This is a genomic window from Paenibacillus sp. LS-5, assembly GCF_056121505.1.
The window spans coordinates 114,983-139,926 of the sequence record NZ_JBWAVA010000015.1; the positions used below are offsets into that span (position 1 = coordinate 114,983).

22 protein-coding genes are annotated in these 24,944 nt (G+C 50.8%); 6 read left to right on the plus strand and 16 right to left on the minus strand.

Going from position 1 to position 24,944, the window contains the following annotated elements; translation table 11 throughout:
* Positions 1 to 107: 107 nt before the first annotated feature.
* Positions 108 to 1,688, plus strand: a complete 1,581-nt coding sequence (locus AC0MA3_RS20155; protein WP_474657484.1) for a stalk domain-containing protein — start codon at positions 108 to 110, stop codon at positions 1,686 to 1,688.
* A gap of 257 nt (positions 1,689 to 1,945) precedes the next feature.
* Here AC0MA3_RS20155 and nspC read toward each other — a convergent pair whose 3' ends face one another.
* The 5 genes from nspC to clpP form a co-directional block, all read right to left on the minus strand.
* Positions 1,946 to 3,082 (minus strand): carboxynorspermidine decarboxylase, encoded by a 1,137-nt coding sequence (nspC, locus tag AC0MA3_RS20160; protein WP_379154221.1) that lies wholly within the window; start codon positions 3,080 to 3,082, stop codon positions 1,946 to 1,948.
* A 20-nt stretch (positions 3,083 to 3,102) separates the two neighbouring features.
* Positions 3,103 to 4,302, minus strand: coding sequence for a saccharopine dehydrogenase family protein (locus AC0MA3_RS20165; RefSeq protein ID WP_379153904.1), 1,200 nt, complete (start codon positions 4,300 to 4,302; stop codon positions 3,103 to 3,105).
* Between the two features lie 857 nt (positions 4,303 to 5,159).
* Positions 5,160 to 5,525: a hypothetical protein gene (locus AC0MA3_RS20170; protein WP_474657485.1), complete on the minus strand. Its 366-nt coding sequence runs from the start codon at positions 5,523 to 5,525 to the stop codon at positions 5,160 to 5,162.
* Between the two features lie 233 nt (positions 5,526 to 5,758).
* Positions 5,759 to 5,965, minus strand: coding sequence for a hypothetical protein (locus AC0MA3_RS20175; RefSeq protein ID WP_379153910.1), 207 nt, complete (start codon positions 5,963 to 5,965; stop codon positions 5,759 to 5,761).
* A gap of 20 nt (positions 5,966 to 5,985) precedes the next feature.
* Entirely contained in the window at positions 5,986 to 6,567 is a 582-nt protein-coding gene (clpP, locus tag AC0MA3_RS20180; protein WP_474657486.1) for an ATP-dependent Clp endopeptidase proteolytic subunit ClpP, read from the minus strand.
* 173 nt (positions 6,568 to 6,740) lie between these two features.
* Between clpP and AC0MA3_RS20185 the strand changes: the two genes are divergently transcribed.
* Both AC0MA3_RS20185 and AC0MA3_RS20190 read left to right on the plus strand, forming a co-directional pair.
* Positions 6,741 to 7,523, plus strand: coding sequence for an RNA polymerase sigma factor (locus AC0MA3_RS20185; RefSeq protein ID WP_474657487.1), 783 nt, complete (start codon positions 6,741 to 6,743; stop codon positions 7,521 to 7,523).
* A 92-nt stretch (positions 7,524 to 7,615) separates the two neighbouring features.
* Positions 7,616 to 8,521 (plus strand): NAD-dependent epimerase/dehydratase family protein, encoded by a 906-nt coding sequence (locus tag AC0MA3_RS20190; protein ID WP_474657488.1) that lies wholly within the window; start codon positions 7,616 to 7,618, stop codon positions 8,519 to 8,521.
* On the opposite strand, the gene AC0MA3_RS20195 is transcribed toward AC0MA3_RS20190, so the two are convergent.
* The 3 genes from AC0MA3_RS20195 to AC0MA3_RS20205 form a co-directional block, all read right to left on the minus strand.
* On the minus strand, positions 8,501 to 10,291 hold the full coding sequence (locus AC0MA3_RS20195) for a methyl-accepting chemotaxis protein (protein ID WP_474657489.1): 1,791 nt from the start codon (positions 10,289 to 10,291) through the stop codon (positions 8,501 to 8,503). The genes AC0MA3_RS20190 and AC0MA3_RS20195 overlap by 21 nt on opposite strands.
* Positions 10,292 to 10,450: 159 nt before the next feature.
* A complete protein-coding gene (locus AC0MA3_RS20200) occupies positions 10,451 to 11,239 on the minus strand; it encodes a helix-turn-helix transcriptional regulator (RefSeq protein WP_474657490.1) in 789 nt (262 codons plus the stop codon).
* A gap of 168 nt (positions 11,240 to 11,407) precedes the next feature.
* Positions 11,408 to 11,824 (minus strand): VOC family protein, encoded by a 417-nt coding sequence (locus tag AC0MA3_RS20205; protein WP_474657491.1) that lies wholly within the window; start codon positions 11,822 to 11,824, stop codon positions 11,408 to 11,410.
* Positions 11,825 to 12,122: 298 nt separating this feature from the next.
* Here AC0MA3_RS20205 and AC0MA3_RS20210 point away from each other — a divergent pair, with 298 nt between their 5' ends.
* Positions 12,123 to 13,103 (plus strand): zinc dependent phospholipase C family protein, encoded by a 981-nt coding sequence (locus tag AC0MA3_RS20210; RefSeq protein WP_474657492.1) that lies wholly within the window; start codon positions 12,123 to 12,125, stop codon positions 13,101 to 13,103.
* A 105-nt stretch (positions 13,104 to 13,208) separates the two neighbouring features.
* Here the strand turns inward: AC0MA3_RS20210 and AC0MA3_RS20215 are convergent, their stop codons facing one another.
* Together AC0MA3_RS20215 and AC0MA3_RS20220 are read right to left on the minus strand one after the other, a co-directional pair.
* Positions 13,209 to 14,642 (minus strand): HAMP domain-containing sensor histidine kinase, encoded by a 1,434-nt coding sequence (locus tag AC0MA3_RS20215; protein WP_474657493.1) that lies wholly within the window; start codon positions 14,640 to 14,642, stop codon positions 13,209 to 13,211.
* A 15-nt stretch (positions 14,643 to 14,657) separates the two neighbouring features.
* Positions 14,658 to 15,344, minus strand: coding sequence for a response regulator transcription factor (locus tag AC0MA3_RS20220; RefSeq protein ID WP_379153929.1), 687 nt, complete (start codon positions 15,342 to 15,344; stop codon positions 14,658 to 14,660).
* A 212-nt stretch (positions 15,345 to 15,556) separates the two neighbouring features.
* Here AC0MA3_RS20220 and AC0MA3_RS20225 point away from each other — a divergent pair, with 212 nt between their 5' ends.
* The gene (locus AC0MA3_RS20225) at positions 15,557 to 16,717 is read left to right on the plus strand and encodes a glycosyltransferase family 4 protein (RefSeq protein WP_474657494.1); all 1,161 of its coding nucleotides are present in this window, start codon (positions 15,557 to 15,559) and stop codon (positions 16,715 to 16,717) included.
* A 48-nt stretch (positions 16,718 to 16,765) separates the two neighbouring features.
* Here AC0MA3_RS20225 and AC0MA3_RS20230 read toward each other — a convergent pair whose 3' ends face one another.
* The 6 genes from AC0MA3_RS20230 to AC0MA3_RS20255 all read right to left on the minus strand — a co-directional run bounded on the left by AC0MA3_RS20230 (position 16,766) and on the right by AC0MA3_RS20255 (position 23,507).
* Positions 16,766 to 17,683 carry a helix-turn-helix transcriptional regulator gene (locus AC0MA3_RS20230; RefSeq protein WP_474657495.1) on the minus strand — a complete coding sequence of 306 codons (918 nt, stop codon included), beginning with the start codon at positions 17,681 to 17,683 and terminating at the stop codon, positions 16,766 to 16,768.
* Positions 17,684 to 17,687: 4 nt separating this feature from the next.
* The gene (locus AC0MA3_RS20235) at positions 17,688 to 18,260 is read right to left on the minus strand and encodes a GNAT family N-acetyltransferase (protein WP_379153935.1); all 573 of its coding nucleotides are present in this window, start codon (positions 18,258 to 18,260) and stop codon (positions 17,688 to 17,690) included.
* Positions 18,261 to 18,475: 215 nt separating this feature from the next.
* On the minus strand, positions 18,476 to 20,317 hold the full coding sequence (locus AC0MA3_RS20240; protein ID WP_474657496.1) for a UbiD family decarboxylase: 1,842 nt from the start codon (positions 20,315 to 20,317) through the stop codon (positions 18,476 to 18,478).
* Positions 20,318 to 20,524: 207 nt separating this feature from the next.
* On the minus strand, positions 20,525 to 21,949 hold the full coding sequence (locus AC0MA3_RS20245) for an NAD(P)-binding domain-containing protein (RefSeq protein ID WP_474657515.1): 1,425 nt from the start codon (positions 21,947 to 21,949) through the stop codon (positions 20,525 to 20,527).
* A 267-nt stretch (positions 21,950 to 22,216) separates the two neighbouring features.
* Positions 22,217 to 22,987 carry an aminoglycoside adenylyltransferase domain-containing protein gene (locus AC0MA3_RS20250; protein ID WP_474657497.1) on the minus strand — a complete coding sequence of 257 codons (771 nt, stop codon included), beginning with the start codon at positions 22,985 to 22,987 and terminating at the stop codon, positions 22,217 to 22,219.
* A gap of 148 nt (positions 22,988 to 23,135) precedes the next feature.
* On the minus strand, positions 23,136 to 23,507 hold the full coding sequence (locus tag AC0MA3_RS20255; RefSeq protein WP_474657498.1) for a hypothetical protein: 372 nt from the start codon (positions 23,505 to 23,507) through the stop codon (positions 23,136 to 23,138).
* Between the two features lie 168 nt (positions 23,508 to 23,675).
* Between AC0MA3_RS20255 and AC0MA3_RS20260 the strand changes: the two genes are divergently transcribed.
* The gene (locus AC0MA3_RS20260) at positions 23,676 to 24,929 is read left to right on the plus strand and encodes a S8 family peptidase (RefSeq protein ID WP_474657499.1); all 1,254 of its coding nucleotides are present in this window, start codon (positions 23,676 to 23,678) and stop codon (positions 24,927 to 24,929) included.
* Positions 24,930 to 24,944: the final 15 nt, after the last annotated feature.

Consider the following 24,944-nt stretch of genomic DNA (forward strand, 5'->3'; position numbering starts at 1 on the left):
TTCTGGTGAAACTTTTCACGCTTGCTTCGCGTCTAAACTGCAGATAATATTTTCCATTTACGAACATGCACCACCATATTCACTCTAATGAGATGAGGGATAACCGTATGAAAAGATGGATCATAAAGCTCAGCCTGGCGCTGAGTCTGACAGCTTCCTTAAGTGTGTCCTCCGCATTTGCCGAAGCTGCCCAGGACACTTCTACTGCATCCAGCATTGCTTCTTATGGCGCAGATTATTTGATCAAGACGGATGGAAGCCTGTGGGTCTGGAGCGACAGCAGGTCGGTACCGACTGAGGTACCGGGTATAGAGAATGTGCAGAGCTCATTCAATATGCCACTCGACGGACTGTTCGCGGTGAGCCGGGATCAAACGGTCTGGAAGGTGGAGACCTCAGCATCCACTCTAGCGATGCAGCCCACCCCTCTCGAACAAATGAAGAATCTTACGGACTATATTACACTGGGAGATCGGACAATAGCTGTTACCGGGGATGGAAGCATTTTTAGTTCAACTCATACGTACGAGAATAACCGGATGAACTCTACTGCCTTTACGCTGGAATCAGGCATTGATCAGGTGGCACAGATTGCCGGTTATTTTGAGGATAATAAGGACGGGCACTGGACGCGTTATCTCTTCCTTAAGAAAGATGGAACCGTGTGGTCTTCCTATGATAATCTTGCTACCTTTCAGCAGATTCCTGGTCTCAACGATGTCATTCAGCTGCAGAACAATTATGCACTCCGCAAAGACAAGACCGTATGGACCTGGCCGGTCCAATCTCTCTATGAGCCAGAGACAATGGGCGATCCGGCTATCATTACACCTGTCCCGTTATTCGGCCTCTCCAATATTAACAGCATCCGGTACAGCGGACATGCTCTGCTGGCCATTGACAGTAAGGCTAGGCTCTGGTTCTGGGGCCAGACGGTTACCGGGGTTTCAGACAGTACTACTTACCATAACCAGGCGGTCCCCGTCTTGTTCTCAGGCATCCAGAATGTGACCGATGCCTATATGGTTGAACGTTCTATCGTAGCGCTAACCTCAGAGCACAAGGTCTATACCGCCTCGGTTGAAGAGCAGTTGCTGTCTGCAAATGCAGAGTTCGGGCTGCTGGCATCAGATATAGAATCGATCAAGGGTGGCGGACGTTATGTGATTATGCAAAAAACAGACGGCACCCTCTGGGGCTGGGGCGTCAACAAAAACGCACAGTTCGGCAACGGGGAATATGAGTTCAACTACCATAAACCCATGCCGATGCAAAAGCCCATTTCAGTGTCGTTGAACGGCGAGCGGGTTAACCTGACGAATGGTGTGATCACACGCAGCAGCCAGAACTTTGTTCCGCTTCGTTCCCTCTTCGACAAGCTTGGCGCCAAGGTGGATTATCAGGAGAATGTTCAGACTCTACCCGCTACCAAACCGGGAGCCACCAGCTATAAAGTAGATAAAATGGTGATCATTACCCGAAACACCGCAGACAAACCGGCGCTGTCCATCACCATTAACACCGTAACCGGAGCGACTTCGCTCAATAATAAAAGCGTTACGCTGCCCACGCCGCCTTTTATCGTGAACGGAACGGTTTATCTGCCCCTGCGGTTCATCAGTGAACAGCTGGGTGCAGTGGTGAACTGGCTGCCACAGGAAGAAACCATAGAGATCACAATGAAATAGCCCGAGCTGCGGCTGCTTTCTCGGCTATGCTGCTGCAAAAGAGCCTCAGCCCGCCACTGAAAGTGGGGGCTGAGGCTCTTACGTGTTAGCGGTCGATAGCAGCATTCCATACCTGCTTCGTGCTGTTCATTCTCTACAGTTAGAGTTTCTCCCCGAACCGGATGCTCTTCGCTTTCAGTGATCCATACAGCTACAGCAAACAGCAAAAAGGCGTCCCAGCCGGCCTAATGGCCAGTGGAACGCCTCCAAATAATGGATTAAGACAAACGGTTGCTGAAGTCCTGGTATTCGAATTCACGGATCACTTTGAGACCCTCTTCATCATTGTAAGAAGCAATAGCCGGCAGGTTCACACCGTTGAACATATGATTCTTAACCATGGAGTAATGCGCCATATCGAGGAAAATCAGCTTGTCGCCGTACTTCAGCGGCTCCTTGAACGAATAATCTCCGATGACATCGCCCGCCAGGCAGGTCATACCGCCGAGTCTGTACGTGTACGGATACTCGCCGGGTTCACCAGCTCCGATAATTCCCGGACGGTACGGCATCGCCAGTACATCCGGCATATGGCATTCGGCCGAAGTGTCCAGGATGGCGATATCCATGCCGTTACGCATGGTATCCAGCACTGTTGCCACCAGGTATCCGGTGTTCAGTGCAACCGCCTCTCCAGGCTCCAGGTAGATCTGCACATCATAGGTTTCCTTCATATGAAGAATGCATTTGATCAGCGTATCCAAGTCATAATCGGGACGGGTAATGTGATGGCCGCCGCCGAAATTGAGCCATTTCATACCATGCAGGTATTGGCCGAACTTCTCTTCAACTACCTTGAGTGTACGCTCCAATGTATCCGAGTTCTGTTCACACATTGTATGGAAATGAAGTCCATCGATGCCGTCCAGTTCCTCCGGCCGGAAATTAGGCAGGGTCACTCCCATTCGGGAGTTGTTGTAACAAGGATCGTACAGCGGCACTTCAATCTCGGAATACTCCGGATTGACGCGGATCCCGCAGCTGATATTCTTAGGCGCGTTCTGCACCCGTTCCTTGAAGCGGGCCCATTGGTCAAATGAATTGAACACAATGTGGTCCGTGTAGGTGAGCAGCTCGTCAAATTCACGGTCCATATAAGCAGGTGCGTAGACATGCACCTCCTTGCCCATTTCCTCATAACCGAGTCTTGCTTCGAACAAGGAGCTGGAGGTCACGCCATGCAGATACTTGCCGACCAGCGGGTACAGCGCATGCATGGAGAAGCCTTTTTGCGCCAGAAGAATCTTGGCTCCGGTCTGCTCCTGCACGTAATTCAAAGTTTCCAGGTTCTTCGTCAGCAGCCGTTCATCGACCAGATACGCGGGTGACGGCAGCTTGCTGATATCGATATCTATATCCTTCATTGCCTTACGCCCTAATCCAGCAGCGTCGGCGAGAAATCTTCTTGCCAAGGCAGCCCGTGTTTGTTAAGTGCATCCATGAATGGATCCGGATCGAATTCTTCCACGTTGTATACGCCCGGTTTCTTCCAGATGCCTTTTATGATAAGCATGGCTCCGATCATCGCAGGTACGCCGGTAGTGTAGGAAATGGCTTGGGAGCCAACCTCTCTGTAGCATTCCTCATGATCGCAGACATTGTAGACATAATAAGTTTTGGGCTGACCGTCTTTCGTGCCCTGAATGATGCAGCCGATGTTGGTTTTGCCTTTGGTTCTTGGTCCCAGGGAAGCCGGGTCAGGCAGGATAGCCTTCAGGAACTGCAAAGGAATAATCTCCTTGCCTTCATACATAATCGGCTCAATGGAGGTCATGCCTACATTTTCAAGTACCTTCAGGTGGGTCAGATAGTTCTGCGAGAAGGTCATCCAGAAGCGGATTTTCTTCACGCCTTTGATGTTAGCCGCCAGGGATTCCAGCTCTTCATGATACAGAAGGTAGATATCCTTCGGGCCGATCTCCGGGAGATCATAGACTTTCTTCTCGGACAATGGAGCCGTCTCGATCCATTCGCCATTCTCGAAGTAACGTCCATTGGCCGTGATTTCACGAATGTTGATCTCAGGATTGAAGTTGGTCGCGAACGGATAACCATGATCACCCGCATTGGCGTCAACAATATCAATCGTGTGAATTTCGTCAAAATAATGTTTTTGCGCATATGCCGTGAATACTCCGGTTACCCCAGGGTCAAAGCCGCTGCCGAGCAGCGCGGTAATTCCGGCTTTTTCGAATCTTTCTTTGTAAGCCCATTGCCAGGAATATTCGAATTTCGCAGTATCCTGCGGTTCGTAGTTGGCGGTATCGACATAGTGCACTCCCGTTGCCAGGCAGGCATCCATAATGGTCAGGTCCTGATATGGGAGAGCGACATTAATCACGACATCCGGCTGGAAACTCTTGATCAGTTCGATGACCTCGTCCGTGTTATCTGCATCAAGCTGAGCCGTAGAAATTTTCGTCTGGCCTCCGGCCAATTTATCTTTCAGAGCATCACATTTCGCGAGGGTTCTGCTCGCTATGCAGATCTCTTCAAATACATCCGGGTTCTGGCAGCATTTATGAACAACAACGCTCGCTACACCGCCAGCGCCAATAATTAACGCTTTTCCCAAAATAGATTACCTCCTAAAATTACAATTGAAAAATCAACAAGGCTGATTATACATAAAGCAACACAATAAATCAATAAATAACGACAAAATTTGATGCCAAGACTGTAAAATCTCACGTTTACACCGTTAATACTCACGAACGCATGGAAATACACTGAAATGCTCTGTTTTCCTGCGTTTTTTTCTTCAACTTCCAGGGTGTGTAAAAGCTCTATAAGAAATGGTACTCCACGGACCAGGACAACTAGATAATTGTATCACAGGAGTTGCCTGCTTCATAATTTTTTTTGAAAAGCTATGAAATGGCTCACCTCCTTGTAGAGGATTTCTTATAAATATGCACTTTCGGTTTCCCGTATTTGTTCAGGCGCCAATCCATTCGCAAGAATGCTCGACTCAGGCAGATCGTTCATAACGGCGCAATATATTCTTTTACCCGTTTTCCTTCTTATATTAACTGTCATCGCGCCGGCCAGCCTCTTTCCCGCCAGAATCACCCATTCCTTGGGGTTATTATATGTATTCCTGTTAATCCCATACCCGTCATCGACAATAGTGAATATTTTATCCTGTGGGGTGTAAATGGATCTGTGATATTTTGAACTTTATTTTGCATAGACCCAATAGCCCGGGGTATCCACAGCAACGAATAGGAACTGTTGTTACATGGCTCAGTACGTTACTAGGTACGCTGTTTTACAACCTGGACAAGGGGAAGGTAAGACAGAAACAGCAGAAAAGTGTATTCTATATACACTTTTTTGGATACAGATATTTGCACAAGACAGATCAACAAAGAAGCCTCCGGTAGCCTGTAAACAGCTTTTCGGAGGCACTTTCTTAGTTGGTCAGAGGCATTAAAACTGCAAAATGGTCTCTTTGCCGTCTTTCTCCCCGCTCATGGTGCAATTCTCAATTATCAGCCAACAGTTTACATCATCCCAGCCTTGGACTGTGCCTTCAATGAGATAGTGCGGATACAGGAAGCTGCTATCCACCCGGGAACGGACAGCTTCATAACCTGTGACTGCAAATCCCCCGTCTGATAAAGCAATATGAATACCATGAATCGTAAAAAACATAACAGCTCCAGCTACCTGCTGGCCTGTTGAATATCTCTGCCTAAGACGGGCCCATTCCTCTTGATAGGAAGCCATCGCTGTGTTCCAAACGGCCTCAAATTCAGCACGTTCAATAGAAATATCCCCCTCCATCATCTCCACAGACTGATCCGTTAAATAGAAATCCGGGCTACCCGAAGTTTTGTGGGGGCCTCCTTTACTGGCAACGATCTGCCGATAAGCCGTCTGCTCTTCATCAATCTCAAAATAATAAATCTCATCTTCGAAAAATGATTTTAAATATTGAATATGGTACCGCTCCTTTCGAAGCTTGATCTATATTTCTCCCCAAATATCTCAGTTTCATTATTCCGTCGTCCCTTACCAGCTAATTCTTATTGCCCGAACCCAACCCGCGGACGCTCGCGTTCTTTCGTCTCCACAACTACGGCGCGGATGGAGGTAATGGGAATATACAGCACTTGATATTCCGTACGGTATTTCACGAACCGCTCGTCGACTTCTTCCAGAACCCCGCCTCTGACACTAGAACCATCCAGAAAATTAACGGTAACTTCTTGACCTACCAAAGCTTCCAGCATTTCAGAATCCGCTCCTCTACTTACAATTTGGTAATCACTTTGTCGATAATTCCGTATTCCAGTGCCTCCTGGGCCGACATGAAATAATCCCGGTCCATATCCTTTGCTACCTTCTCAGCCGGCTGGCCCGTTCGCCCGGCGCTGATCTGCACAATCTTCTCCCTGATCTGCAGGATACGGCGGGCACTGATGGCAATGTCGCTAGCCTGGCCCTGAGCACCGCCATGCGGCTGATGAATCATAATCTCACTGTTTGGCAGGGCATACCGTTTGCCGGTAGCTCCAGCCAGCAGCAAGAGTGAAGCGAACGAAGCCGCAAATCCAGTGCATATCGTACTGACCTGCGGTTTGATTACCTGCATCGTATCATAAATGCCGAAGCCTGCGGTAGTCGAGCCTCCCGGGCTGTTGATATACATCTGGATATCCTTATCCGGCTCATCTGCCGCCAGGAAGAGCAACTGTGCAATGATGCTATTCGCCAGCTGATCGTCGATGGCTGCACCCACGAACACAATCCGGTCCTTCAGCAGCCGGGAATAAATATCGTAGGACCGCTCGCCTCTGCTTGTTTGTTCAATGACATAAGGAATAATACTCATGTTCATGCCTCCTTGGATTTAATACTCTGCAGACGAATGGAGCCCTGGAAAAGATACGCTATTCTCTTTCAAAATAACTGTAAATGCAGCGTATCCTTTACATTGAGCGGATCGTTTATATAATAGAGGCAACAGAAAGCTCAGGATAGTTAACAAAAAGGAGATGATCGCAAGTGTCGATCCTTGAAACGTTCAACACCGGAGAACTAACGGATAACAGCAGCTTGCTGTCACTTCGAGAGACTTTGTTCCGATATTGCCTGTCTTTGACTAGATCCAGCCTTGAGGCCGAGGATCTGGCCCAGGACACTTGGACCAAATCACTGGCTTATGCAAAATTTGCAGATAACCCGAATCCCGAAGCACTGCTGCTGCGAATAGCCAAAAACACATGGATTGATACCCTACGGCGGAAAGCTTCACTAAGACGTGTGCTGGAACACACGCATGCATTGACGGCAATCCATCTCACACAGATTCCCGGTCCATCGCCAGAAGGCGGGCAGTCTGAGATCGAGCACGCTTTTCAGGCGTTGATCCGGCATTTGTCTCCGCTGCAAAGAACAGTGTTCATGATGCGCGATGTGCTGGGTTACTCCGCAGAAGAAACCGCAGAGAGGCTGGAGACTACCGGAGGAGCCGTAAAAGCAGCCTTACACCGGGCGCGGCAGGCGCTCAGCGCCGTTCGCAAAGATCTCGCAGATAACGATGGTCCTGCGCTGACGCAGGACCTGGATTTCCGTAACCTGCTGCAGGCGCTGGCAGAGTCCTATGAAAAAGGCCAGCTGCCAGTAATGCTGGAGCTGCTCCGCCAGGAGACAAAAACGGAGATGACGATGACAGTCGGTACTGGGATGGTGCAGGTACTGCAATCAGGCGGGAATGGTTACTTCCCGGGCATGGAGGCTGGCCACATGTCGGCTGGAAGCATGTCAGGGCTGTGGATGGCCGCGTAATTATTACAGAACTAAATTTACGTTTTCGTAGACGGTTATTTACGATGACTTTCCCAGGAAGTATTACTCACCAAACTTAAGGAGTGTATACCATGAGGAACATACTTGTACTCGGGGGAACCCGTTTTTTTGGCAAAAGGTTAGTGGAGCGCCTGCTCCGGGATGCAGATACCCAGGTTACCATTCTGACCCGGGGACTGACGGAGGATAGCTTTGGGGACAGTGTGAAGCGAATAAACGTGAACCGCACAGATACGGAGGCACTTGCTGAAGCAGTGGGAGATACCGTCTGGGACGTAGTCTATGACAACATCTGTTATTCCCCGGACGAGGCCGCTGCGGCCTGCCGTATCTTCGCGGACACAACAGAACGATATATCTTGACCTCCAGCTTGTCCGTGTATGATCCAAGACCTGAAATTCTCAGCGAAACGGACTTTGATCCGGAGTCTTATCCGCTGCGGCTAGGTGCAAAAGAAGATTTCAGCTACCAGGAAGGTAAACGACTGGCTGAAACGGTCTTCTTGAGACAAGCCGCTTTTCCTGTGGCAGCGGTCCGGTTTCCGATCGTGCTCGGGACAGATGATTATACGAAGCGGCTGCATTTTCATATTGAGCATGTGCAGGAAGGACAGCCCATCGGGATACCCAACCCGAGAGCACTGATCTCATTCATCCGTTCAGACGAGGCGGCAGATTTCCTGTATTGGTTGGGGTTCTCGACACTGACAGGTCCTGTGAATGCGTGCTCAGACGGAACACTGGCGATCGGGGATATCTTATCGATTATCGGGCAGGCAGCCGGACGGCAGGCGATCGTTCAGAGTGAAGCTGCCGATAAAGATATGTCGCCATTTGGAATCGGGGAGTCCTGGTACATGGATACAGCAAAAGCCCGCGGGGCGGGCTTCCAGTTTCTAACGCTTGCAGAATGGTTCCCGGAACTGGTCCTCGAACTGGCCCGGGAGCGAAAGGCTTCACTCGGCCATCGCGAGTAGCTGGCCTGACGTCTCCACGTTCTCTCCTCTGGATTCATCCATTATTAATAACAGACCGGCCGGGGCATCTGCTCCGGTCTCTTCGTCAATTCTGAATACATGAATCTCCCGGAACAGCTGCTGCGAAATTTCATGAATCTCCACCGCCTGCCGGGCAATGTCACTGATCGCCTGATCCTGCTGGGTGCTGGATGCATTTACCTCCTGAACGCCCGCAGCAGTCTGCTCAGCTACAGCAGCTACTGAATGCACAGAATCTGCCAGACGGGTGTTGATCTTCCGGGTCTCATCCACCTTCTGGTGAATTTGTCCGATCTGGCGGCTGATACCAGAGATAGATTCATCAATAGCCTCGAAGGAAGCAAGGGTCTCTGTCACCTGATGGTCCTGCTCCTCCAGGCTTCTTTGGGTTTCCCGCATATAATCCTGAACATCCGCCATGCTGCTCTGCAGGTCATTAATGATCCGGCTGATATGAATGGAGGAATCATTCGTCTGAACGGATAAATGCCTTACCTCATCGGCAATAACGGCAAACCCCTTGCCCGATGCCCCTGCCCGGGCTGCTTCAATAGAAGCGTTCAAGGACAGGATATTCGTCTGCTTAGAGACTTCTGTAATCGACTGGGTGATGCGCGAAATATCGCCGGACTGCTGAACGAGCTTTTCCAGTGCTTCATACATTTTGGTGATAGATGCACGGGATTGATAGGAAGTCTGACGCAGAGCAGTTACCGTCTCCGAGCCTTTGCGTGTATTCTGATTCGCTGCTTCGCTGGTTATGAGCATTCCATTGGTAAAATCCGTGATCTCATGAACCCCATGCTCCAGCTCCTGCAGCAGCAATGTGCTTTGCTCCGATTGTTCTGCCTGCTGTCCGGCTCCGACGGAAATTTCCTGGATGGTATGGAGGATTTCCTGATTGGTATGGGCGGTGATGAGTGATGACTGCTGGAAGGAATGCGAATAATCTGCCAAGGAAGAGGCAGCAGTCATAGTCTGCCGCAGCATGTCACGCACCCGACTCACCATATGGTCGAAATGGTGGCTGAGCCGCCCAAGCTCATCATGATATGGAGAGTTGATCTGCTGCCGCAAATCACCATCAGCAATCTCACGCAGAGCTGCCTGCAGCTTGCCGACCGGCGTTACGAAAGAACGGATCAGCAGCCAACCAAGAAGCAGCGTAAAAAGGAACACTCCCCCTGCTGCGTAAATAATGATAGAAACCGTGTCGTCCAGCATCACAAAAGAATGATTTTGCGCCTGCTCGGCATTATCGGCAGCGGCGGCATACAGCTTGCTGTTCGTCTGCAGCATGGATTGACTAAGGGTTAATGCCTTTGTATGTAGGTCATCTATCTGTTCCAGCACCGCTAACGGATCCAGGCTGTCGTCGCCCATAGTCTGGATCAGTTGATCAAAGATCCCTTTATATTCCCCAGCCTGGGTACGAAGCAGTTCTAAGTTTTGGGAGGCAGGGGTAGCTGTCTCAAAATGGAGTTTGGCCAATTCAGCGGCAAGCTGCTGCTGCTTGTCCTTAAAGGCGCCCGCAAGTTCCAGATCACTTGATTCAGCAAGTGCCGTCTCAGCACGGTTCAGCTCCTGCAGCAACTGGGTAACCGTTGAGACAATGATTCGTTTCTCCATCTCTGTCTTTTGCTTTTCCATAGAAAGCTCCACTTGACCGATCTTGTTCCCCTGGTACAAGGCCACCCCCAGAAAAATTAGCGTAATGGCGGTGAAACTTAGAATCAGCTTCCATTTCATAGAAAAGTGCAACCGTTGTCCCTTCAAACGAATCATCCCTTCATATCAAGCTTCAAATCACAATAGGTATATTTTACTACCACACTTATTGTAGAAGCTGGATATTAACTGTTCTCGTAACTTTTGTAAGGGGTACGTAAAGGGCTGCGGCATTAACGGCTATCTGACTGCCATCCGGTTCAAGAAGCGGTTCATGAGCAGCGGCAGCGAGATGAGAATCGGCGGATCGTCCAGCCTTGGAGGATGCAGAGTTACCCGCTGATGCGGAACCAGAGTACCTGGTCCGACATGAATCGGAGTTCTCGACCGTGTACGCAGTGTGGTGTGTGGAAGGAGGAAGTCCATCGCGTGTGTTCCCCAAGATATGGAGGTAGCTAGCAGGTAATAAGTCCCAGGGGCAACATGATCGAAGTGAAAATGACCCAGCGATGAGAGCAGAGTACCGTATAGCGGCAGTCCCTCAGGAATAGGTTTAGCGAAAAGCCCGATCAGAATCACCCCGTCAAAAGGATCCTCTGCAGATATCGTCCCATGTACAGAAGTAGGCATCCGGCTGATCGGATAAGAGAACCTCCAGTCCTGCAGCTTCCTTAACGAGCTCATCTGATCTCCGGCATATTGCTCCGAATTACGGAATTCTGCCGGAGACATACCTACCCGGGCTGTAAAGCGGGAGGTAAAGGTCCCGAGGCTCTGCTGACCGATCTCCAGGGAAATATCGCGGACTGTGAGGCCCGTGCGCAGCAGCAGATCCTTTGCCCGTTGCAGGCGGTGGGAGGACACATAGTACAGCGGAGACAGGCCAGTTCTCTCCTTGAAGATCCGCGCAAAGTGATACGGACTGTATCCGGCATAGCGGGCCAGCCTCTCCAGCGGCAGATGGTCATACATATACTCATGAATATAAGCAATAACTCCATCAATCTCTGCAAACCGTTCTGTCACCATAACGTCCACCCTTCATCAGGATTGATATCAGGAACGTAAGTTCGCATAGATATTACCACAAATTTTAATTAATTGGAACCATAATGTTCCATCACCCACAAAAAAAGCAGGCTCCGGCCACCCGGTAACCCGCAATTCACTGATAATCATTCAATTATGAAACATGAACTACGCCTGCTCAGGTGTACCCTCTTCCATATACATGGTTTCCCATAGATGACCATCGATATCCTGAAAGCTCCAGCTGTACATAAAACCGTGGTCTATCGGATCGTTATACTTCTTGCCGCCTGCGGCCAGCGCCTTATGCACCAGCTCGTCCACCTCTGCCCTGCTGGATGCGGAGAAGGCCATGATCACCTCGGTGTGGCTGGAGGAGTCGGCGATTTCTTTGGAAACGAAGGTTTTGAAAAATTCTTTGGTTAGCAGCATGGCAAATGTATTGTCGTTGATGATCATACAAGTTGCGTTCTGATCCGTAAACTGAGGGTTGAACCCAAAACCAAGTGCGGTAAAAAAGTTAATCGAAGCCTGCAGATCATTAACCGGCAAATTCACAAAAAGCTGGCCTGCCTGAAATCCCATTCTCTGATCACCTCTGCATGTATTTGTAGTATTACAGCCTGATTATAACAGGATGAGAATGGAACAATTTCTTCCCGATTGCTGAATATCCTTCCCAAGCACCGGGCTGGATGAACCACTTCAGACGGCTTATTGATATTGATTGGAGTGAGGAGTAATCTGAAAGGGAGAGGGGACGAATAACCTCACTTTCCTCCGTCCATGATCAAGAGAATTACAATTCGCTTGAGTATTGTTCAATCTCTTTTAACACGAAACCTGTATGCTGAAGATAACAATGATCAGAGGGGTGAGAGGAATGCCTAACATTTGGATGCATCTGGAGTATGGGCAGCAGCTAGCGGAAGAGTTCAGCGATGAGTTCCCTTTTCTTGCGGAGATGAAGTCTCGTCCTGAGCTGTACCAGCTCGGCTGCCAGGGACCGGATTTCCTGCTCTACCACAGCTTTCTGCCCTGGAAAAAGGACACACGGGCGCTTCAGCTCGGTGACCTCATGCATACGGAGAACTGCGGTCCAGTGCTGGTTGAATTCTGGCAACGGTCCTTGGCTCTTCCCTCCGACGAGCTGAAGGAGACTCAGCAATATTTTCTCGGCTTCCTTACCCATCATCTGCTGGACCGCAATTTTCATCCCTACATTAACTGGAAAGCGGGATACAAGCACCGCAATCACCAGCGCTTTGAGATCGTCCTCGACACCTTGTTCATGAAGCGGCTGAAACAGCTGGATACGTGGCGCCATGCAGCCTGGAAAAAAATCAATGTAGGCTCCCATTTGCCCTTCCCTATCCACAACATTCTGCATGAAACCGCATCAGACTGGTATCCCGAAACCCGCCGGCTCCCCGCCGAGATCTGGCATGAAGCGTACCTGGATATGATTTTGGCACATAAATGTTTATTCGATCCGAAGGGTTGGAAGAAATCTCTGCTGAGGGGCAAAGCCCGCCGTCTATTCTCACAGCAGCTGTCCCCGGCCGAGGAGAAGCTTGATTATCTGAACGAAAAACACGGGGAGTGGCGGCATTCCGCACTCTACTCCGAAGTCCGGACTGAAAGTGTCTGGGACCTCTGGGAAGAGGCGCTTGCTGAAGGGCGGACCGTGCTGCGGGCTCTGGCTTCCTGGCTGAACAGCACGGTGCCGGCAGAAGCCGCCCACGCGCTAGAGCACTTTAAGTATGTACTGGGCAACCGTTCCTATGATACGGGCAAAGAGTGCAGCAGCAAGCTAAAGAATCTGTATGCCGAACCGATCTGGGAAGCAGGAATCATATCCTAAAATATCAATGAAGGCTTCCCTTTTCTTACCGCATATCCCCCTTACAGATCTCCAGCCGGAGGTCTGTTTGTGTGCTGTTTCAGCCGCAACATACCTTTTCAATCCTCATCTGCGGTATTCATGCTCCACAACCACACAGGCTCCCCCTTCAGGTGTATTGCTCAACCGGATCGCCCCGCCCAGCTTCGCTGCCAGCTGTTGTGCAATATACAGTCCGAGCCCCGAATGACCGTCCCTGCTGCCCCGGGCATCATCGCCGCGGTAGAATTTCTGAACAGCCTTCTCCAGGTCCTTACGGCTGAACCCCGGTCCTGTATCACAGACCTCGTATGAGATACGGCTGCCGAGCAAGTTGACCACTACAGAAATGGAGCCGCCGGTTGGCGTATATTCCATACTGTTCATCACCACATTATCAAGAATACGCTCCAGTAGCTCCGCGTCAGTATGCAGGGATATTCTTGCAGCCTCTTCCATCCGCAGAATAATCTGTATGTCCTTCCGCGCAGCCTCCACCGAATAAGCCGAAATCTTGCGTTCCAGAAACGGTGCGAGCTCAAATGTCTCCGTCTGGAGTATGGAACCGGATTTTTCCATATCTGATGTATATTGCATCTGCCTAACCCGTTCACTGCTTTTGTTCGCATTCTCCCGGATCACACCAAGATAGCGAAGAAGCTTCCCGTCTCTGTGTTCCCCGGAGTCGATCAGCGCTTCGGAGTAGCTGTGGATGATGGACAGCGGAGCCTTCAGATCATGTGCCAGCGCTTCTACCATCTCTACACGTTCCTGCTCCATCCTCCACTGCGCCTCAAGCGAGCTCGCCAGCTCTGCCTTCATCTCGGCAAAAGCACTGCTAAGCTGGCCCAGCTCATTATCTGAATGATAGCCGATTTCGAAGTCGAGATCCTTTTCTTTGATCTTGCGTGCGGCCTCCATCAGCAGGCGCAGCGGCTTGTTGATATTGCCGGCAACCAGCCGCGAGAATAACAGCGAGAATAAGATGATGTAGAGAAAAGGCGACACCAGTGCACCTACAAATATCACGGTCAGCCACCCGTTGCCGGATTCATTCACATAAGTGGGTTTGAGTGCGTAAGACAGCAGTACCGCTCCTTTAACTACGCCTTCTGAATCGATGATCGGCACTGTGTGTACATATCTGCCTTGAAGTCCAGTGGTAGTGTTCAGCAGCTTGTACAGCTCCGTCCGGCCGTGAATATGCACATTATCCAGTGTGCCATATAGGATGTCCGCATTCCTGTCCACCACCTGGTAAGTGATGCCCTCACCCGGAATTGCCGCATCCAGCGCCGTTCTTGACGAGGTGGCAAGCAGCCCTGTTTGTTGCTGAAGAATATAACTTTCGATAGCAGGCAGACGTTTCTCATAATGATTAGCGGGATAGACCAGCTTATTCTCCACCCTTGTAAATAGCAGAGCAGCCAGAGCATAAGTGATTACCGTCGCTACGACGCTGGTTAGAATGATATAGATAAAAGCCAGTTGAACCTGCGTCTTAAGCGGTCTCTTGTTCATACGGCAGCTCCTTGCTTATTGAATGGTCCATTTGTACCCAATTCCCCATACGGTGGCGATATAATCCCCTGAGGGATCTGCCGCAGCCAGCTTGGCCCGGATCTTCTTGATATGTTCCACTACAGTCGATGCATCTCCTTCGGCATCATAGCCCCAGACCTTCTCGTAAATATGCTCGCGCGAAAAAACCTGTCCGCCGTGCAGCGCCAGCAGCTCGGTGATGTCATATTCCCGCCGGGTTAGTGTGACCGGCTCCCCTGCTACACTCACCAGCCGTTCCTTAAGGCTCAGCTCCAGCTTGCCGAACCGCAGCCGGCTGTGCTGCTGCGGCTTATGCCGCGTCCGTTCTTCCCTCCGCAGATTGGCCTCAATCCGGGCCATCAGCTCGCGGAGGCCAAACGGCTTGACCACATAATCATCTCCGCCCAGCGTAAGCCCGCGGACCCGGTCCGCTTCCGATTGTCTGGCGCTTAGAAAGATAATCGGACAGTTCACCTCGTCGCGGATACTGCGGCAGACTTCAAAACCATTCATCCCCGGCATCATAATGTCGAGAATGACCAGATCCGGCTCACGCTCCGCAAGCCGGACACCTTCGATGCCGTCATAAGCGGACAGCACCTCATGTCCCTTGGCCTCCAGTTCATCTGTAAGCAGTTGAACCAGGGCCTCTTCATCATCAATGATCACAATTCTGCTCAATGTATCCCTCCTGCCTTCGCTATTCGTAGCTGTCACGGCCTTCCCATCTATCCTCACTCGTTACTGTATGGAGACATCTTACCAAGAGAAAATAAAGATTTGATAATGTTAATGAATACTGTTTGTCCGCTTCACTTGTTTAACCTCCGGTTAACTCCTGTGTAATATTCGCCTGTTACGATCAAGGCAAGAAGACCACAGGGAGGGATTCTATGCGCCTGGCCTTATTTACGGACACATTTCTTCCGCAAACCAACGGTGTCGCCCGCACACTGGGCCGGTTGACCAGTCACCTAAACCGCAGGGGGATTGAACATGTGCTGTTCACTCCCAAATCTGCCCCTGAAGGCAGTTATCCCGATCCGGTTCGTCCTGTAGCCAGCATTCCTTTTTTTCTGTATCCGGAGTGCAGGCTGGCTCTGCCCAGCATGTCCTCCATTCAAAGTCAGTTGAATTCCTTCCGGCCTGATCTGCTGCATATGGCCACTCCGTTCAACATCGGTCTATGCGGCCTCCGTTATGCCCACAGGCAAGGCCTTCCTCATGTCGTCTCCTACCATACCCATTTTGACCGTTACCTGGAATACTACCGGGTTCGCAGAATTATCCCGCTATATTGGAAATACATGAAGTGGTTTCACCGTTCTTGCGATGCTACGTTTGCTCCGTCCCAGGAAACAATAAGAACATTGCAGGAGCAAGGCTTCGAACGGCTGCAGCTCTGGTCGAGAGGTATTGATTGCCGGCAGTATTCTCCGGATAAATGCAACGCCGCCGAAATACGGAGGCGTTATGGAATTACCGAACCGCTGGTGCTGCTCTATGTAGGCCGGATTGCTCCGGAAAAGGATATCTCCACTCTCCTGCAAGCCCTGCGGCAGCTGCCCGAATCCGTTGCGGCCCAGGTTCACTTGCTGGTGGTCGGAGACGGCCCCTTGCTGCCGGAGCTGCGGTCGCAAGCCCCTATTAATGTCACCTTCACCGGTGTAAAACACGGGGAAGAACTCGAAGAGCTGTACGCCTCTGCAGATCTGTTCGTGTTCCCTTCCAGCACGGAAACCTTTGGCAACGTGGTGCTGGAGGCTATGGCATCAGGCCTGCCTGTCATTGCCGCCGGTGCGGGCGGGAGTAAGGAATTGGTCGTGCCTGGGGTTACTGGCACGTTATTTGAGCCGCATCAGCCAGATTCGCTGGTGGAGGAGATCTGCCGCATGGTGAGCAGCTCTATCCTGAGGGAGACTATGGGGAACCAGGGACGGAGACAGGCACTTGGCCGTTCCTGGGAACAGATTTTTGATGGTCTGATCCGCAATTATGAAGAAGTAATCGACAACAGAAGCATCAAGACGAGAACGAAGATATTCACAGCCTAAGGGAAGAACAGGAGCCTGCCTTGCAGTTACCGAAGAACTACTCTGATCTCAGCAGTGTTTGATCAGAATCCGTTCAGCCTGGCGTCGCATCCGCTGCCTAAGACTCTCAGGCTCAAGCACGGTGACCAGGTGGCCGTATTGCAGCAGCCTTCCAAACCAGCCTTCTTCCGATTGCGGAACACTGAAGGACATGATGATTTCATCCTCCCCAACCTCCCGGATCTCCGCATTCGAAAAAGCCTCTGCCAGCAGTACCCTGTTCGCTGCCTTGCTGACAAGGCGCACATGGACTTGGGCTCGTGTGTCTCCATGCTCTGCCAGCAGCACTTCCGCCTCCCTATGCGTTTGGCTAAACGGCTGCGAGGTAAGATAAATCTGCCGGACCCGGGAGAGGCGGAACAGCCGGTAATCCTCTTTGCCGCAGCAATAGGCGAACAAATACCAGGCATACCATTGATAAGTCAGGAGCAGCGGCTCAACGCACCTCTCTGATACATCATTATGAGTATCTGTGTACTGCAAACGGAGCTGTGTATGCTCTTTGATCGCTTTTTCCATCATTGCTATATTCTCAGCTGTGTGTTCTCCCTCTCGCAGCACACCCAAGTCAAGCTGGAACGGAAGGCCCGGTGAAGACTTGCCCGCTGCGAGGGCGGTCATTTTCTCAACGGTATCCCGCGCCCTCATATTGGAATACCCCGATAGCAATCCCTTAAGCGATGTAAGAATATATGCATAATCCTCAGATTGCAGGACCTGCCTGCTCATTTTGAAGCTGTCAAGAATATAGTAGCCCCCGTTCAACCCCTGCTGGGAACCTACAGGAATTCCCGCATGACCAATAGATTCGATATCACGCTGAATAGTGCGCTGCGACACTTCGAATTTCGCTGCCAGCTCCCGTGAGCTGACGGTTTCACGGTTCAACAGATAGATCACAATTCCCAGCAGACGGTCCATTTTCATCCCGTTATGCCTGCTGCTTATTGCTATCTGCCTGCTGGCTTCTTAGCCATTCACTTCTAAGCAAACCGTAGGCATAGGTATCGTGCCAGAGCGGATGTCCTTCAGTATCACTCTTGAAGTAGCCCGTCTGAAGCATATGTCCTTCCCTGCGCATCTGCAGACGCTCAAGCAATCGCCAGGAGGGGTGGTTGCAGGGATCACAATGGGCAGTCACTCTGCGAATATGCAGCTCACTAAAAGCATACTCCAGCAGCTTCAGACAAGCCTCTGTCGCATACCCTTGGCCCTGAAATCCACTGTTGAACACGTAGCCCAGTTCCCAGGTCTGGAAGGCCTGCGGCTCCTGCTGCTGAAAATATAAATTGCCTATCAGCTTACCGGACTCTTTCAGACATACCGCCCAAAAGGCAGGATCTGACGATCGTCTTAACGCCTCAGCCTTACTAGCCGCCTCATCAAAAACCCCATAAGGCTCGTACCTCACCACCTCTTCCCGGGAAAGATATTCATGCAAGTCCTCCCAGTCCTCCGGTTTGAAACCTCTTATCGTTAACCGCTGCGTGTCCAGAACTTCCATAGTATGATCTCCTTCATCTCTGTTTCGCCTGTATTAGAATCCCCCCAATAGTAGCAAGACCTCTTCAATATTATCAATATCATTTGCTGGATTGGCCCCGATAGCCGAGTACAACAAAAACCACGGCAAGCGTCCGGTACGCCTGTCGTGGTTCTCTTTATTTCATGAATATCCTGCCTGACTTCAGGTTATGGATGCAAAGCTCCCGCTTAAGTTCAGCGTGATTTGTATAGTCCGGCAAGTGGGGCCCCCTGGGCAAAAAAACGTTCGATATTCCGCTCTACCGCAGCATCCGGGATTAATGGCGGCGCCTGATGCGGCTTCACACGGGCGTCAATGATCACATTATCGCAGAACCAATGCTTGTTCTCCACACCACTATTTACCCCATAGATATCATGTGAGGGATTGCTGCGCGTGAAGGTTGCCCAGAGGAAGTTATTTAACGTCTCACTCATAAATGTACTATCGTCGCACAAGATGATCATCGGGCAGCTATCGAGTACACCTTGCTCCTGAATCGCGGTACTCAATCTGTCTGTTTCCTCCCGGGCTGCCGCATAATTGGTAAACTCCGGTCCCTGTAAGGCCACAATCCCCGGCATTATCATTTTCGCCTGTCCGAACGTCTGGAGATTCTTCAAAATCTCCGGTATCTCTGTACACAATGTTCTCTTCTGCTCCCCCACCGCGGCAAAAACCACTTTACTGCCGCTGTTAATTCCTGTGCCGGAATAGTCCAGTGTGTCCATCGTAGTATTAGTCTGAAAATGAATGTCCCGGTGCAGATTGATCCGCTCCAGAATGTAGATTAGGAAATCCTCGATCTTGTGCGTGCTGACCGGCCGGTCTTCTTCTGCGGTAATGAACAGATACTTCGCCAGACTGAGCTGGCCTGTCCCGAGTATCCGGTTCGCGATGGTAAGCAGCTCTGCCGGCTGCTTTAACTGCTGGTAAGGAGTGTAGCGTTCGCTGCCTATAGCAAACAGCAAAGGATGGACGCCCGCTGCATCAATTGCATGCACCTCTTTGACTCCCGGCACCTCCTGCTTCACCGCACCGCCGGTCAGTTCATGGATCAATTCTCCGAAAGCAGTATCCTCCTGTGGTGGCCGGCCTACAACGGTGAACGGGAAGATCGCCCCTTTTTTGGCGTAGACCTTATGCACTTTCATCACAGGGAACGGATGGGTCAGACTGTAATAGCCCAAGTGGTCGCCAAAAGGCCCCTCCGGTCTGGTCTCCCCGGGATGGATCTCGCCGGTAATGACAAAATCGGCGTCACTGCTGATGCAGAAGCCGTCCGCATAGCTGTAGCGGAAGTGCCGTCCTGCCAAAAGCCCGGCAAAGGTCATTTCGCTTAAGCCTTCCGGCAAGGGCATAACCGCAGACAAAGTATGTGCGGGTGGTCCGCCGATGAAGCAGCTGACCTTAAGCGGCTGGCCTTTCTTCGTGGCCTTGGTCTGGTGAATACCGATACCCCGGTGAATCTGGTAATGCACACCGATCTCCTTATCGATCTCATACTCATTGCCGCTAAGCTGAATCCGGTACATGCCCAGATTGGAATTCATAATGCCGGGCTTGTCCGGGTCCTCGGAATACACCTGGGGCAGAGTGATAAAAGCCCCGCCATCCCCCGGCCAGTGCTTAATCTGCGGCAGATCAGATATTCGGATCTCCTCAAAACCGGCCGGAACTCCGCTCCCCTTCTTCAACGGCAGCGCTTTTCTCGCTGCCAGTCCTGTGCCGACATATTTGAACGGCTGCTTGAGCGCCTTCATCGGATCACTGCGCAGAGCGATCACATCCTGGGACGACTCCCAGGTATCACGGAATATAAATTTACTGCGTTCTATGGTGCCGAACAGATTGGACACTGCGCGGTACTTCGAGCCTTTGACCTTCTCGAAGAGCAAGGCGGGACCACCCGCTTCGTAGACCTTCAGATGAATCGCCGCCATCTCAAGGTTCGGGTCGACTTCCTCGTGAATACGGACCAGGTGCCCGTGTTTTTCCAAATCGGTAATACATTCTTCCATATTGCGGTATCTCATGGTCTTACTCCAATCTCCAGAAGAAATGTGAACTTCTTTTATTATCAATGAGGGGAGGCGCGAGGTCAACGGCAAGCAAGGTTATGATCAGTACTGGCGGCTGGAGGAGTCGTTATTCGAATCAAAAAGAGGGCTTCTCCCCGCAAGACATTCTGCGATGAAACAGCCCCCTTACTGCAAAATATACAATTGCGTTCATAAGCCTTACTAGTCCAGTGTTCTCAGGGGCCACACCCCGCTAAATTCAACTTCATTATAAGCAAAAAAGGCACTGAGAATTTCTTCCCGGTCATCCGTGAATAGCTGGTCGGCCACCCCGGCCACAAGCTTCGGGACCGCATTCTTCATGCCGGAGATGGCGGATGCCGACAGCCCGCAGCTGGCAAGCGCGGAATAGTTGAAGACGAACAGTCCATGTACATGCTTGTGGCCCTCTTCATTCCGTGGCTGGAGTGCAAAGCCGGGACTCAGATACGGATGCGCATCCAGCAGTGCGTTCGCCTCAGTAGGCGGCGCTTCATAACGGTCACTCCAGCGGGCGATATGACGCTCGACCAGCCGCAGCTCCGGACGCAGGCCTGGATCGCTAAGCAGGCCGGTACTGACTACGAGAAAGTCGAAGGAAAATTCCCCTTTCGGCGTTGTCACCACTGCCATATCGCCGATCGCTTCCACCTTCAACCAAGGCGAACCCAGATGAAGCTGGAAGCCCGGCCAAGCAGCCGCACGGGCAAAGGTATCATTGGTCGGGGGCTGATTATATTTGAAAAAATGCGAAATCACCGCATATTTCTCCCGGTCAGACAGCGTATGATACCGTTCAATCATTCCCGAGACTTCCATCTGACGGATCGGGTTGACATTCGGAAGCTGCTCGCGGCGGACAAACACATGGACTTCTGCTGCCCCCTCAGAGAGCAGATAATTTGCGTTGTCGAACGCTGAGGCTCCGCCGCCGAGAACGGCAATTCTTTTTCCCCGGAGGGCAGTATAGTCCATAACCTCTGAGGTATGGGCATACATGGCTTTCGGAAGATGGTCAGCCACCATCGGAGGGACATGCCATTCACCGCCGCCCTGAATACCTGTAGCCAGTACAACCTTGCGCGCCAGCAATTGTTCCTTCGGCGCTCCTGCACCTGAGATATGCAGGCGATGAATTCCATCATCGCCAGGTTCAATCCACTCAAGCCGGACCTCGTTGATCACGGGCAGGCCCAGAATCTTCCGGTACCAGCGCAGATAATTCATCCAGTCACCGCGCGGGATTTTGTCGACGGCTTCCCAGCTGTCAGATCCGTTCTGCGCCTCCCACCAGGAGCGGAAGGTCAATGAAGGAATCCCCAGATCCACCGATGTTAAATGTTTGGGGGTTCGCAGCGTAACCATCCGGGCGTAAGTTTCCCAAGGCCCTTCCAGCCCTTCACTATTCTCATCCATTATCAGAATATTCGATATCCGTTCACGCAGCAGTCCAAAAGCCGCTCCGAGGCCACTCTGCCCACCGCCCACAATCACAACATCATATACATGACCTTCCGGATGGTTCAGCGGCCGTACCCAGTCTGCGCCCCCATAAGCAAGATAGGAAAGATCAGTTTTCACTCGTTCGTTTAAGGTTTCCAGACTCATCATTCCTCAGACCTTTCGGGTAACCTGTTTAGGGCATATTATAACGTGTAAACCCCGTCTTTTGAATGGTGATGGCAGGTTTATTGTCATTGCAGCCAAAATCCTTAAGCCGAATTGTACCCGATCACTAACTTTTGGCGTATGCTGCCCTGTGATATTGACAAAAGCGGAACCGTCTCTTCAATATATGGCTGATCCAATGCGTGGGCATACACAGGAAGCAACTTCTCTACTCACTTCACCAGGTCCTGAACACCGCCGGTATAATCATCTAGCTTCCCTTTTCTTCTTATCTATTTCATCCAGCATATATCCGGCAAAAAAGGTCAATTCCCCTGGCTCGACCTGCTTAATGTCCGGTATTCCATTATATTGATTCAAAAAAACTTGCACGAGTTCTCTGAACTCAGAAGGCAAGCTTGCAATCCCCCACTCCCCGCCTTCCCTCTTCGAAGCGATTTGACCTTCTTGTATGTAGTACAGCACCCGGCACAAATTCAATGTCATATACATGGGATTCTCCAAAATATCCGTTGCCGCATCTGCAATATCGTGCAGGATAGAGGATAAGTAGGCGCTATCGCCCACCGCTGGATAGCGCTTGGCAAGAGGTTCCCCGTATAACGTTCTGCCCCGGTAGTAAGCGACTGCAATTTGTGAAGCAAGGTCTTCATCCTCATAGCCTCCGCATACATAATCCTCATCAGCCTGGTATCTCTCCAGATGGTAATCGGAGAAATGCAGCTCACAGGGCGTCGGGTAGGTTACAGGTGCGAGCGCAGCTTCCCGGACTACACTTATCTCCAGGCCGTTTGCCATCTCCTCACGCAGGATTACAAGCTTGCGCGCAATCTTTGCTGCACTTGCATGCGGCAGATTGTCTCGGATTACCACCAGGATGTCGATATCACTTCCGGCCGGATTGAAGCAGCCCATAGCCAAGGAGCCATGCAGGTATATCCCTGTCAGGCTGTCTTCCAACTCTTCCACAAAAATCGCTGCAAACCTATTCAGAATCTCCTCTATTTGCCTATCCATTTTTCCTGTGCCTCCTTGCTATCATTAACTTCCATTATATTCAGGTTGCCGGCGGATTTATAGGTAATGAATAGGTAGAATATGCATATCAAAAAGCGCGCACCACCGGGTACACGCTTTTTGAGCTCATTTCAAGGAATCGTCCAGATTAAAATCTGGCAACAAAAAACTCGCGGTTGGCAGAGACGCTTTTGGTAGTTAAGAGATTGCCAGCTTCATCTCTGATTCTCAGTACATAGGATACACTGGTTAAAGTGCTGATGGTTGGGAATCTGGCAACACCAAAATCGTCAAAATCAGCAGTTACCGTAACTGCACCACTTGTCAGAGAAGCTGTCCAACCCGTGGAATCCTTATTCACATTACCCAGGCTTGTAGCAAGCACTACAAATCTGTCAAAGGTCTGTCTGATTCTGCGTCTTTTCACTACCTTCTTTGCATTTGCCTTGCGGGCCATCATTGCTTTTTTGGCCAATAAAGCTTTTTTGGCCATGATTGCTTTCTTGTCTGGAGCTTTCATCTGCTTCACCACTTTCTGATAGGATACAGTAGTAGATGCAGTCTGCGCTCGCTTTGAACCTCGTTCTTGCCTACTCTTCCAGAAATGTGGCATTGCCTTAATTTCATAGATATGTACCATCCTATCTTTCCGCGCATACCCTGTAACGGAGAGGTAGGGGATAGAGCTATGGGCGAAAAACCATGGATGAAGCAGTATGCTTCCAAAATGAACCGTCCGCTGAGGACCCGGATTCGCAAAACGTATCATTCCGGTAAGGGATCATCGGCTTTGCCAGTTATTATTCAATTCAAACACAAGTTGACCCTAAGCCGGATGCAAGCCTTGCACAAGCATTTAGGTTCTCACGTTTTGTCTGTCAAACATCGTATTCCAATGCTGAATGCGGTCTCTTCACACATTTCAATAAAGTGCCTGGAACGGATATGCTGCTGGGAGGGTGTTCACAAGGTGTACCTGGATGACATCAAATCCATATCGCTGAATATTGCCACCCCTTCCATCGGTGCAACTGCTGTGGAGCGCTCAAGAGGGCTTACCGGAAAAGGGATTAACATCGCAGTACTCGATACCGGCGTGTTCCCTCATCCCGATCTGGTCCGGCCCGTGAACCGTATTGTGGCATTCAAAGACTTCATCAACCACCGCAAACGCCCCTATGACGATAACGGACACGGTACACACATTACCGGGGATGCGGCAGGCAATGGCTGGCTCAGTAAGGGGAAATATAGAGGCCCTGCACCTGAGTCGGGGATTGTAGGTGTTAAAGTACTGGACATCAACGGAGATGGCTACGACTCTACTATTATTAAGGGAATTGAATGGTGTATTGCCAAGCGCAAACTTCTGAAGCTGCGTATTCTATCCATGTCTTTCGGCGGAACTGCGGGCACATCTTGCGGGGACGACCTCCTCTGTCAGGCTGTTGAAAAAGCAGTCCACGCCGGACTTACTGTGGTAATCGCTGCTGGCAACAGCGGACCCGGACGCAAAACTATAGAGTCACCAGGCATCAGTCCGTCGGCTATTACCGTAGGTGCGGTTGATGACCGACGGACCCTCACTCAAAAGGATGACCGAATTACCTTCTATTCCAGCCGTGGCCCAACCCCTTGTGGCAAGATTAAACCCGATATTGTTGCCCCTGGAGAATCTGTTATTTCACTTCGTGCACCAGGCTCTCAGCTTTCCCGTAATTTCCCGTACCTGCGGTTTGGCAAACAATATTTCGTGTTGTCCGGCACCAGCATCTCTACTCCTATCGTCTCGGGGGCAGCTGCCCAGCTTCTGCAGAGCTGTCCTTCGCTCACGCCTTGCCAGGTAAAGGCCAGACTGAAGAAACACGCATTCCGTCTAGGCCTGAAGCCGAACACGGCGGGCAGCGGAGAGATCAATATGCGGTTTTTGAGTACGAAATGAATGGTACTGCAGGCA